This is a genomic window from Thermogemmatispora sp. (assembly GCF_019683755.1).
Lineage (GTDB): Bacteria > Chloroflexota > Ktedonobacteria > Ktedonobacterales > Ktedonobacteraceae > Thermogemmatispora.
The window spans coordinates 1-11,828 of sequence record NZ_JADGHT010000133.1 but is presented as its reverse complement, the minus strand read 5'-3'; the positions used below and the strand labels follow the sequence as shown (position 1 = coordinate 11,828).

The window sequence follows — 11,828 nt, the reverse complement described above, 5'->3', positions numbered from 1 at the left end:
CACCTGCTGCCCGTTGATGCTCACATTAAAGACTCGCTTCCCCGCCGCACTCCAATACGTCTCTGCAAAGTGCAACCTCACCGTATAGGCCGCCCCCGCCGTCAGGTTCGGAATCGTATACGTGAAGTTCCCGTAGCGGTTGCTCTGATAGACCGCCTGTGGCGCCGGGTTCGTCACCCCCGACGTATCAATCGCATTGCTCGTACTGGCCGTACTCCCCCCACTGTAGTAGGCATCCGCCACAAACGGCGTCACCGCCGGCCCTCCCGCATTGACCCGCACAACACCTGCAGCAGGCGTCGGGGTTGGTGTTGGGGTGCCCCCTGCTGCCGGCAAGATCTCTAGCCCATTGACCTGGGCATTATCCACCACCGTGCTGAACTGGATCGTTATCGTCCCGCTCCCCGTCGCCGTCGCGCTCATCTCCCTCACCACCGCCTTGTTCGCCCCTCCCGCCGCCGCATAAATGTCAAAGTTCGTCAGCACCTGCTGCCCGTTGATGCTCACATTAAAGACTCGCTTCCCCGCCGCACTCCAATACGTCTCTGCAAAGTGCAGCCTCACCGTATAGGCCGCCCCCGCCGTCAGGTTCGGAATCGTATACGTGAAGTTCCCGTAGCGGTTGCTCTGATAGACCGCCTGCGGCGCCGGGTTCGTCACCCCCGACGTATCAATCGCATTGCTCGTGCTGGCCGTACTCCCCCCACTGTAGTAGGCATCCGCCACAAACGGCGTCACCGCCGGCCCTCCCGCATTGATCCGCACAGTGCCGCCCGCTGGCAGGATTTCCAGCCCATTGACCTGGGCATTATCCACCACCGTACTGAACTGGATCGTTATCGTCCCGCTCCCCGTCGCCGTCGCGCTCGCCTCCCTCACCACCGCCTTGTTCGCCCCTCCCGCCGCCGCATAAATGTCAAAGTTCGTCAGCACCTGCTGCCCGTTGATGCTCACATTAAAGACTCGCTTCCCCGCCGCACTCCAATACGTCTCTGCAAAGTGCAGCCTCACCGTATAGGCCGCCCCCGCCGTCAGGTTCGGAATCGTATACGTGAAGTTCCCGTAGCGGTTGCTCTGATAGACCGCCTGCGGCGCCGGGTTCGTCACCCCCGACGTATCAATCGCATTGCTCGTGCTGGCCGTACTCCCCCCACTGTAGTAGGCATCCGCCACAAACGGCGTCACCGCCGGCCCTCCCGCGTTAATTTGCACAGGGGCCTCCGCATGTGCAAGGGGAGCTGACTTCAAGACAGGGAGCACCAGAAAGAGAGAGCAAATAAAGAGGAGAGTTAGCAGACCAACAAGAGCTTGTCGCGCAATCCTGCGCCAGCATGTTGCCCTGGGAGCATATGCGTCCATGACATCTCCTTTCAAGGGGTAGCAACTGATCGGTTAGAAGAGCAAAGACCCACAAGAGCAGGCCCCAACCATCGCCCTCAGCACAAAGTCGGCAGCCAAATGGCAATGGGCCATCGAAGCACAATTATTCAGGTACCTGGACGGCAGAAGAGCCGCCAGGTTGCCGAGGTCCCGCCTCCCTTCCTCGGAAAGGCAGGTCATCTGGAGAGAGCGGCATGCTCTCCAGCGCCGGCCAGTTCTTTCGAAAGAAATCGAAATCGTTTTCTAGATGAAACTATACGGATCTCTCCCTGGCTTGTCAAGGGGGCCTCGTCTGAGGGTGACAGCAGCAGCAGTAACAGGGAGCAAAGAGCAAAGGAGAGGGCAGATGATTCCAGATTGGCTGTGCTATAATAGGTCGGAAACTTTCAGAGGGGAGCAAGCACAGCACAAGTCAATGGCAAGACGACACAACACCGACGGGCGCCCAACCATCGCCCAAATTGCCAGGATAGCAGGGGTATCGGTCCCAACGGTCTCCAAAGTACTCAACGGGCGAGCAGACGTCTCGCTTCCGACGCGCGAGAAAGTCGAGCGCATCATTCAAGAATATGGCTTTGTACGTAATCGGGCAGCGCGGGCCCTACGTAAAGGCAAGACTGGTCTGATCGACCTCCTGCTACCACGGCTTGACGACGAATACTATCTGCCCATCCTGGAAGGAGTCGCCCAGGTTCTGCGCGAGGCGGGCCTGCGGCTCGTTTTAACAGCGACTGACTACAAACCGGAGGAGGAAGTACGCTGGATCACCACAGTGACGGATCACTCGACGGACGGCATCCTGGTAGTTCTGCCATCGGAGCAAGCTATCGAGCAGCTTGAGCGCTCGGGCCTGCCCTTTGTTCTGATTCACAACCAGGGGGGTCTGCAGGCGACAGCGCCCTCAGTGCGCATTACAAGCTGGGAAGGTGGGTTTGTGGCTACAACCTACCTGATCCGCCTGGGCCATCGGCGCATTGCCTATATTGGCAAGACCGCCCCGGCCAGGGATGCCATCGAGCGTATCGCTGGCTACCGCGCCGCTCTCGATGCCGCCGGGCTGCCACTGCTGCCAGAGCTGGAGTGCGATGGCGACTTCACCGAGGCCAGCGGCTACCAGGCGACTCTACGCTTGCTGGAGCTGCCAGAGCCGCCGACGGCCATTTTCGCTGGTAACGACCGCCAGGCGGCAGGTGTCTATCGGGCTTTGCATGAGCGTGGCCTGGCTATTCCTGAACAGATGAGCGTCGTAGGCTTTGACAATTTGCCCTACACCGAGATTATGAATCCTCCGCTGACGACCGTTCATGCTCCACGTCTGGAGCTGGGGCGAACCGCGGCTTCGATGCTGCTCCGTCTTATTAATGGAGAACAGTTGGAGATGCCACGCGTCGTGTTGCCGACGCACCTGGTCGAGCGCCAGTCATGCTGCCCGCCACGCGCAGGCTGAATCGGCGCGGCCCGGGCGGGCAATGGGGCCCGCTCTCCTTCTTCTCCTTTGTCCTGAGCAGGGTCCGCGGCGACTCCGTTTTTTTGCTGCCCTCTCGGGAAGAGCCAGGCCCCCAACCGCTGTTCTGGGCTAGATCAGCGGTTTCTCGTAAAGGATCTTCTCTAGTGGACGGCTCTCGCTCTCGCCCGAAGACTGAGCTTGTTGATAGAAGGAACGACCTACTTCACGAAAGCCATTTTTTGTGTAGAGACGCTGGGCCGCTGTCTGGAGCACCGAGGTATCGAGATGCAACAGGCGATAACCAAGGGCCCGCGCCCGCGCTTCGAGGGCCTCGAGAAGGCGCTGACCGTAGCCCCGGCCCTGATATTCGGGAAGCACACGCATGCGTTTGATTTCAGCGCGCTCTGCATCCGTGCGCTTTAAGGCCCCCATCGCTACGATCTTCCCGTCACACTCTCCAATCAGAAATTCCCCTCCGTTGTTGAGATAGTGCTCTTCGATAGCGTATACGTCGTCATCCCAGGGACCTCGCCCAAGATAGGCCCCTGTCTCTTTGAGAACTGTGACGTGTAGTTGCTCTACGGCTTGCTGATCAGCCGGTCTATAACGGCGCAGGGTGAACATCGCTGGCTTCGGTCTGCGCTCAGGTTGCTCTCTTCCCACAACTCACTCGATGCGGCAAAAAGAGAGATGGTCACCATCTCGGTAGCCCATATGATAGCACCTTGCCCGCCTCCTGGACAAGCTTTCAGCTTTTCTCCTGCCACCACTCTTTTTTTCGAAAAAAAGAGCAGATAACGTTTCACACCCCTTGACATCACCCCCCAAATTCTCTATATTCAAAGCGAAGGCTACGATATTGATTTCGCAAATTTTCGACAAGAAGAGGGGAGAAAAAGCGTTAGCCAGCGCTGTGCTCACGTCCCCCGACAAGGTTTGCAGGCAAAGAGATTGCCCGTAAGGTTATGACTGACCGCCGGCGAGCCTCAAGCCTGGTCCCTCCTCGCAATGTGGAACTTGTACGATCGGCTTCAGCTGCAAGGCAGCAAGCACAAGCAAAGGAGTCCGTCATGGATGCACCAACTCCCGAGATAGCAAGGCAGCCCGTGTCAGCGCCAGCGCCGTTGCGTGCACTTCGTTGGTTTCTCGTGTTCGCGTTCGTGTGCTCCTGGAGCGTCTCGGTATTGCTACTGAGCCGGGCACCTTTGGCGAGAGCCGCCACCGCCATCCAGATCAATGCTGGCGGGCCTGCTATCTCGCCTTTCGTGGCCGACACCGACTTCTCCGGCGGTGGCACCTCTTCCACCTCCGCCACCGTCGACACCTCCGGCCTCTCTTATCCCGCCCCGCAGGCTGTCTACCAGACCGCTCGCCTCGGCAACTTCTCCTACACCATCCCCAACTTGACCCCCGGTGCCAACTACACCGTCCGCCTCCACTTCGCCGAAACCTACTGGACCGCCGCCGGTAAGCGCGTGTTCAACGTCAGCCTCAACGGGCAAACGGTCCTCGCCAACTTCGATATCTTCGCCGCCGCCGGTGGCCCCAACAAGGCCATCATCAAAGAGTTCAGCGCTACCGCCTCCTCGAGCGGCACCATCTCCCTCCAGTTCAGCTCTCTTGTTGATCAGGCCCAGCTCAACGGCCTCGAAGTCCTGCCTGCTGCCAGCAGCGGTTGGACGCTGGTGTGGAGCGACAATTTCAGCGGTCCAGCCGGCAGTTCGCCCTCGGCGGACAACTGGATCATTGACACTGGCACAGGCTACCCTGGTGGAGCAGCGAATTGGGGCACCGGTGAGGTCGAGACAATGAGTAACTCGACCAGCAATGTTTACCTTGACGGCAATAACCATCTGAATATTACCGCCATCAACAACAACGGGAGCTGGACCTCCGGGCGCATCGAGACACGCCGCAGCGACTTCGCTGCGCCGCCTGGGGGCATGCTGCAAATTACTGCCTCTATCAAGCAGCCTAATCCGGCCAACGGCCTCGGCTACTGGCCAGCCTTCAGCGCGATGGGAGCCCAATATCGTGGTAACTATCAGAACTGGCCGGCCGTTGGTCAGATCGACATCCTGGAAAATGTCAACGGGCGCAATGCCGAGATCGCGACACTGCACTGCGGCAGCGCCCCAGGCGGTCCCTGCAATGAGTATAATGGCCTCACCAGCGGCCTGGCCACTTGCCCAGGTTGCCAGAGCGGCTACCATACCTACTCAGTGATCATCGACCGCAGTCTCTCAGATGAGCAGATCCGCTGGTATTTGGACAACCAGCAGATCTGGATCGTGCGCGAGAGCCAGGTGGGCGTGAGCACCTGGCAGGCTGCCGTCGACCACAGCTTTTTCCTGATCTTTGACCTGGCCATCGGCGGCTCCTTCCCCAATACGGTCTGTGGCTGCACTACGCCCACAAGCGCCACCTCTTCGGGCGGTACACTGAGCATCGCCTCGGTCGCCGTCTACCAGAAGACAGGCACCCCACCCCCAGCCCTGACAACACCGTCGACTCCAAGCGGGGCCAGCGTCGTCAAAGTCACGGGCACACAGGGGAACTGGCAGCTACTCGTCAATGGTTCGCCCTACCTGATCAAAGGCGTGACCTTCGGCCCCCCAAACGCCGCCGCTCTGGCCTACATGCCCGATCTGCAGGCCCTGGGCGTCAACACGATCCGCACCTGGGGCACCGATAGCAGTACCCAGTCGCTGCTGGATGCCGCTGCAGCCTACGGCATCAAGGTTATCAATGGCTTCTGGCTCTCCCAGAGCGCCGACTACCTTAACGATAGCGCCTATAAGGCGAGTCAGCTCAGCGCTATCCAGAGCCTGGTCAACACCTATAAGAATAATCCGGCCGTGCTAATGTGGGACGTCGGCAATGAGGTCCTGCTTAACTTGCAAAATACCTTTTCGGGGACGCAGCTCGAGCAGGAACGCAACGCTTACGCGCAGTTCGTGGACCAGGTGGCTCAGGCCATTCACGCTATCGACCCTAACCATCCCGTTACCTCAACCGACGCCTGGACTGGCGCCTGGCAGTACTACAAAGCCAACGCGCCACACCTGGACCTTTACGCCGTTAATGCCTACGGAGCGGTCTGCAATGTTAAGCAGGACTGGATCAACGGCGGCTACAGCGTCCCCTACATTGTGACTGAGTCGGGACCGCCAGGCGAGTGGGAGGTACCTAACGATACCAATGGCGTTCCCCAGGAAAGTACGGACGTGCAGTCAGCTCAGGGCTACGCTACGGCCTGGAACTGTATCACCAGTCATAGCGGGGTAGCGCTGGGGGCAACGCTCTTCAACTACGGCCTCGAGAACGATTTCGGCGGCGTCTGGTTTAATCTGAAAACTGGCGGCTGGAAACGACTGGCTTACTACACAGTTCAGCAGCTCTATACAGGGCAGACCCCTCCTGCCAGCAGTACCCCACCGGTGATCTCGAACTTGACCGTGAGCACTAATGCTGTGCCAGCAGGTGGCCAGTTTACCTTGAGTGCAAGCGTCAGCAACCCCAGCGGCAACCTGCTGCGCTACAATGTGATGTTTAGCAGCAAATACATTGATAGCAGTACCGGTCTGCGTTATGCCACCTTCAGCCAGACGGGGAGCAGTACTTTCACAGTGACGGCTCCCAAGGTGCTGGGCACCTGGAAGGTCTACCTGTATGTCTACGATGGCCAGGGGAACGTTGGCATCGAGACGCGCTCGTTCAAGGTTGTGCCTCCGCCGGTCAATGGGACCAACGTGGCGCTTGGGAAACCAACCACGGCCTCGTCTTATCAGACCACCGGCAACGGCGCACCTTACCCGCCATCCAATGCCACCGACGGCAACCTGTCGACCCGCTGGGCCAGCGACTGGAGTGATCCACAGTGGATTATGGTCGATCTGGGCCAGATGAGGCAGATCAGCCATATTCAGCTTGTCTGGGAGACAGCCTATGGCTCGGCCTACCAGATCCAGGTGTCGAACGACGGCGCGACCTGGACGACAATCTATGTGACGACGAGCGGGACCGGCGGCGTCGACGACTTTGATGTGAGCGGTTCGGGGCGTTACGTGCGTCTCTACGGGACAGCGCGCGGTACCCCCTACGGCTACTCGCTCTGGGAATTCGGCATCTATACCCCCGCTTAATCGCTCTCGCAGCGCGCTTGAGACGCGTTGACTGCGAGGGCCCGCGGGTCAGGGTCACTGTCGCTCGCTTGTCTGCTCGCTCCTCCTGGCCCGCCACAGCCGTGGAGAGAGGCGACCGCCTTTGAGGCGCGCGCTCTCTCCACGGTTTTCTCTCCGTGTGCTTGCCTCATCCTCCTCTGCAGGCCGCTTTAGCCCCGCCCACTAGCAGGTTCGGGCTGGCGTTCGTAGCGCTGGTCCGCCTCCTCACTCAGCGGCCCCGCTTCCTGTGAACGCAATTCATTGCCAGGGGAGGGCTCGGCAGTGTTTTCACGGAGCGGCAGCACCAGGCAGGCCTCAGGTGGAAAAGAAAGAAGCACGCGCTGCCCGGCTATCAGCGTTCCAGCCTGCAGGCCAGGCAGATCGACAGTGAAGAGCAGCCCTTCCTCCGTGCGCACGCGGAAGCGCGTAACCGCCCCAAGGAAGGTACGCAGCTCAATGCGTCCCAAAAAGGCATTTTCTTCTCCTTGAGCAAGCGCAATGGCAGTCTGTTCCCCATCAGCCTGACGCAGAGTGACCTGCTCTGGACGCACTACTAGCAGCACCGAGGTACCATCGGCCAGCCCTGGCTGCGGCGCTACGCGGAGGCGCAGACCAGCCGGACCATCTGCCAGCCAGCTTCCTTCTGCGGCTCGCTCAAGGCGAGCGGTTAGCCGGTTGCTGGTACCGACGAAGCCGGCGACAAAGGCCGTCCGCGGTTGGCGATAGATCTCCTCGGGAGTGCCGAGCTGCTCCAGGCGTCCGCGGGCCATAACAGCGACGCGGTCGGAGATGGCCAGGGCCTCCTCTTGATCGTGGGTCACGTAAATGACGGTCATGCCGAGCTGCTGCTGAATGCGCCGGATCTCTTCGCGCAAGGTTACACGCACCGCCGCATCGAGGGCCGAGAGCGGCTCATCGAGCAGCAGGACTTTGGGTTCGACGGCCAATGCTCGCGCGAGAGCCACGCGCTGCTGTTGGCCACCTGAGAGTTGGTACGGAAAATAGTGCGCGCGGTCAGTCAGTCCCACTAGCGCGAGCAGCTCCCCACAGCGCCGGCGCACCTCTGCAGACGGTAGGCGTCTGAGGCGCAAGCCGAAGGCCACATTCTGCTCAGCGGTCAGGTGCGGGAAGAGAGCGTACGACTGAAAGACCATGCCCATCGGGCGTCGATTGGCCGGGCGTGCAGTGATCTCATCGCCATCTAGCAGAATTCGCCCGGCATCGGGCAGCTCAAAGCCAGCGATCAGGCGCAAGACCGTTGTCTTGCCACAGCCGCTCGGGCCGAGAAGCGTCAAAAACTCGCCCTGTTCCACCGCTAATGAAAGGCCAGCGACCGCCCGCGTTCTCCCAAAGGATTTAGTCAGCTCCTGCAGTTCTAGAAAAGCCATATGCTTCATCCTTACTGATGTCATGCTCACCCAAGCTGGCCCGGCGCTCTAGCGCAGACCAGCCCCTTCGATCTGGCCCGGCAACGAGGCCCGCTCTGGGCGCGGGCCAGCGACCGGCACCATGCCCAGCACACAGAGCAGGGTCACGAGAAAACTGAGTATGGCCAGTAGAGCTGCGCGGTGGGGGTCATTCTGTCCCGTCATATCCAGATAGATCGGAAACGTGTAGCTGTTAAAGAGGCTGGCCAGTGTCAATTCGCCCATGACCGTTGAGAAGGTCAGAAGGGAAGCGGTCAGTACCCCCGGCCAGATATTGGGCAGGATCACCTGGAGCAGTGTCCGCCACCAGCCAGCGCCCAAACTGGCCGCTGCCTCCGTCAGCACCTTGACATCAATAGCCCGCAGGCTGTTATCAATCGCCCGATAGGCGAAGGGCAGAGCGATCACCCCATAGGCACAGATGAGCACGAGGGGAATATCAAGCGTGGTCACAAGCTTGCTCAGCAAGGGGACCAGGCCCAGCGAGAGTAGCGCCACCAGGGGACTGCTGGCAGCGGCTCCACTGTACTCTTGCAGCAGTCCCGTGCCGAGAACGATGGGCGGCACAGCAAAAGGTAAGAGAGCCAGGGACTCAAGGACTGGCCGCGCCTGCGGCAGGCGCAGCCGTACCTGATAGGCGGTGGGCGTTAGCAGGAGCACCACCAGCAGCGTGGTTGCCAGCGCCAGGCCCAGCGATGTCAGGAGCGTCTGCCCGCAGTCTGGGTCGCTGAAAACTGCTCCCAGCGCCGAGAGGTCTCCCCAGCCACGACCGCTACTCAAGCCAAAGATCAGGGTTGCTCCGAGCGGAATCAGGAGATAGAGCAGCACCAGTAGCAGAACCAGTCGGGCCCCTAAGGCTCCGCCTTGCCGGCCCAACCGGCCCGGCTTCGCCTTCTTCGCAGAGGCCTCTGCCGATTGTGCGGCAGGTACATGGCCACGCTGCCGTCGCGACAGAGATAGCATGGCCTCTTTCCTCCTTACCAGGTACTCAGCCTAGTCGGCAGGCAAGCCGGTTTTCTAGTGACCCTGCCAGCGACTGGCCCGCCTGAGCATAGCTGTGTAGATGGCGACCGCGACCAGCAGAACCACGATCATGCCAACAGCGAGGGCATCACCTAGGCCAAAGTCGACGGTCACGTTACCATTGATCAGGAAATCAATGAGAATGGGGACCAGATTGATATTGCCCTGCGCCAAGGCGTAGGCTGTGGCGAAGGCGCCGAAAGCATTGGCAAAGAGCAGCATGGTGCCGGCCACCAGGGACGGCCAGAGAATGGGCAGCGCCACGCGTTGCCAGTATTGCGCCGGAGAGGCCCCCAGATTGATGGCCGCTTCACGCCACTCTGGGCGCAAGCCCGCTAGAGCCGGCAGTGTGACCAGGATCATTAGCGGAAGCTGAAAATAGATGTAGACCAGCACCAGGCCCCAGAACTGGTAGATGCTAAAGCCCAGACTGTAGAGGTCGAGATGCAGCCAGGTACGTAGGGCCACTGTCACAAAGCCGGTGACGCCGAGCGTCGCTACGAAGGCAAAGGCCAGCGGCACCCCGGCAAAGTTAGCAGCAATGCTGCAGAAGCTGATGAGCAGCTTGCGCAGCCAGCTCAGACGTACATTGGCCAGGCCATAGGCAGCGATTGCCCCCACCAGGCCACCGATCAGGGCCGTCACCAGCGAGAGGGCAATACTGTTCTGAAAAGCGCGCAGATTGCTGGCCTGGGCCAAGAGCCGCTGGTAGCTGGCCAGGCTCAACCCGCTGCTTCCACCGTTGGTGAAGCTCCCTTCTATGGTGATCAAGACCGGCAGAATCTCAAACAGCAGGCAGAAAAGCAAAAAGGGTAACAGCGTCACCCAGGTGAGCAGACTCGCCAGGCGCCCGCTGTGATGCCTGTTCCCGCTCTGCCCCCCAGCCGCTGCCGTGGCGCGCATTGTGAGTCGCTCCTGCTGGTCACTGAGCGCTTGTGTTGCCATTGATCCATGTCCTCCTGTCGCTTGCTGTACTCGCTCAGGCGCTTTTGCGGATGGCCGGTGCAGCCTGGCCCTGGCCCGGTCCCCGCTGGCCCAGGAGCCAGGACCAGGCTAGGGGCAAGGTCGAACGTGGCAGTGAGTGGTAATAGTCTGTTGGGTGCTCACTTAGGAACCGAGCACCTGCGGCCCCCAGTTGCTATTGACCAGCGTTGAAGCCGCATTCAACTGAGCCAGCGATGGGAAACGGACATTGGCATATTGCTCAGCAGGAGGGAGCTTGGCCGCCAGCTCAGGGGGCACTTTGCCGGCTGCGACCAGCTTCTGATAGCGCGCCGGATGAGCATAGCCTTTAAGGTAGAAGAGCTGTCCTTCGTCCGAGAAAATATATTCGATCCAGAGGCGGGCAGCGAAAGGATGAGGCGCCGTCTTGTTGATCACCGAGACATAGGGACCGGCGATCGAGCCATCGGAGGGAATGATGACCTCCAGATGCGGCTTACCGGCAAGCTGGTCGCGGAAGCCCAGTCCCAGATAGTCCCACATCACGGCGATCGCCACCTCTCCCGTCGAAATATTGGCAATGCTGGAGCGCGCCACCGTGAAATTGCCGTTCTTCTTCAGTTGGGCGAAATAGTCAATGCCCGGCTGAATATTGTCCAGGCTGCCACCATTGGCCAGGGCGGCGGCAAAGACGGCCAGGAAGGCATCGTTAGCCTGGCGTGGGTCGCCATCGATACCCACCATGTTTTTATAGTTGCCGCGCAGCAGCTCGGCGAAGGAGGTCGGCGGCTTCTTGACAATATCCGTGTTAATCACAAAGGCCTGGGCCCCATAGTATTCGGTGCACCAGTAGCCATTAGGGTCCTTGAGATTGGCATCGATGTCTTCCCAGTGAGCATGCTTGTAGGGGGCTACCAGGCCCTGCTGTACGGCCAAAGGACCAAATTTAAAGCCGACGTCGCCAATGTCGCCGTGAGGGCGCGTTTTGGAATTCTTAAAGACCTCCAGCTCCTGGGCCGAGGAGTACTCAGCTTCGGCTTTATAGGAGATGGGCAGACCATAGTGACTGGTGTAGCCAGCCAGAATGTCTTTGTAGTCAGCCCACTCGGGCAAGCCCATGGTATGCTGCATGCATGCCTAGATAAACTCGCTTTGATCTGGAGTGTAATAGCAATCCCTGCAAAGCAATTGCCAAGGAGGCTGCATTGCATACTACACCTGGCTGCACTGGCCTGCCTGGTTGCGAAGCGGAGTCACAAGAACAGGAGTGAGGCCAAGATGAGCTACCTCGCGTCACCCTGATTGAGAAAGTCCTGGAGAGCCTGGCGGGTGATACGGTAATTGGGACGGCGTTTCGTCCCAATATTTGCCGCTTTCAGGCGACTCTCTTTAATCCACTGATAGACGCGCTTTACATTGACATGGAGCATTCTAGCAATATCTTCT

General features: G+C 59.9%; 9 protein-coding genes. 2 read left to right on the top strand and 7 right to left on the bottom strand.

The features are described 5' to 3' along the window. The coding region (locus IRZ24_RS10490) for a malectin domain-containing carbohydrate-binding protein (protein ID WP_297163637.1) at positions 1-1,212 on the bottom strand (1,212 nt) is incomplete at its 3' end. A gap of 583 nt (positions 1,213-1,795) precedes the next feature. Here IRZ24_RS10490 and IRZ24_RS10485 point away from each other — a divergent pair. Next, positions 1,796-2,827 carry a LacI family DNA-binding transcriptional regulator gene (locus IRZ24_RS10485; RefSeq protein WP_297163634.1) on the top strand — a complete coding sequence of 344 codons (1,032 nt, stop codon included), beginning with the start codon at positions 1,796-1,798 and terminating at the stop codon, positions 2,825-2,827. A gap of 129 nt (positions 2,828-2,956) precedes the next feature. On the opposite strand, the gene IRZ24_RS10480 is transcribed toward IRZ24_RS10485, so the two are convergent. Next, positions 2,957-3,490, bottom strand: coding sequence for a GNAT family N-acetyltransferase (locus tag IRZ24_RS10480; protein WP_297163632.1), 534 nt, complete (start codon positions 3,488-3,490; stop codon positions 2,957-2,959). A 542-nt stretch (positions 3,491-4,032) separates the two neighbouring features. Between IRZ24_RS10480 and IRZ24_RS10475 the strand changes: the two genes are divergently transcribed. Continuing rightward, on the top strand, positions 4,033-6,972 hold the full coding sequence (locus IRZ24_RS10475; RefSeq protein WP_297163629.1) for a discoidin domain-containing protein: 2,940 nt from the start codon (positions 4,033-4,035) through the stop codon (positions 6,970-6,972). A 188-nt stretch (positions 6,973-7,160) separates the two neighbouring features. On the opposite strand, the gene IRZ24_RS10470 is transcribed toward IRZ24_RS10475, so the two are convergent. The 5 genes from IRZ24_RS10470 to IRZ24_RS19795 form a co-directional block, all read right to left on the bottom strand. After that, positions 7,161-8,378, bottom strand: a complete 1,218-nt coding sequence (locus tag IRZ24_RS10470) for an ABC transporter ATP-binding protein (RefSeq protein WP_297163626.1) — start codon at positions 8,376-8,378, stop codon at positions 7,161-7,163. A 48-nt stretch (positions 8,379-8,426) separates the two neighbouring features. Beyond that, on the bottom strand, positions 8,427-9,380 hold the full coding sequence (locus IRZ24_RS10465; RefSeq protein ID WP_297163623.1) for an ABC transporter permease subunit: 954 nt from the start codon (positions 9,378-9,380) through the stop codon (positions 8,427-8,429). 54 nt (positions 9,381-9,434) lie between these two features. Further along, positions 9,435-10,385 (bottom strand): ABC transporter permease subunit, encoded by a 951-nt coding sequence (locus IRZ24_RS10460; protein WP_297163620.1) that lies wholly within the window; start codon positions 10,383-10,385, stop codon positions 9,435-9,437. Between the two features lie 162 nt (positions 10,386-10,547). Continuing rightward, positions 10,548-11,513: an extracellular solute-binding protein gene (locus tag IRZ24_RS10455; protein WP_297163617.1), complete on the bottom strand. Its 966-nt coding sequence runs from the start codon at positions 11,511-11,513 to the stop codon at positions 10,548-10,550. A 152-nt stretch (positions 11,514-11,665) separates the two neighbouring features. Continuing rightward, a complete protein-coding gene (locus IRZ24_RS19795) occupies positions 11,666-11,821 on the bottom strand; it encodes a helix-turn-helix domain-containing protein (protein ID WP_366914270.1) in 156 nt (51 codons plus the stop codon). Positions 11,822-11,828 lie beyond the last annotated feature (7 nt).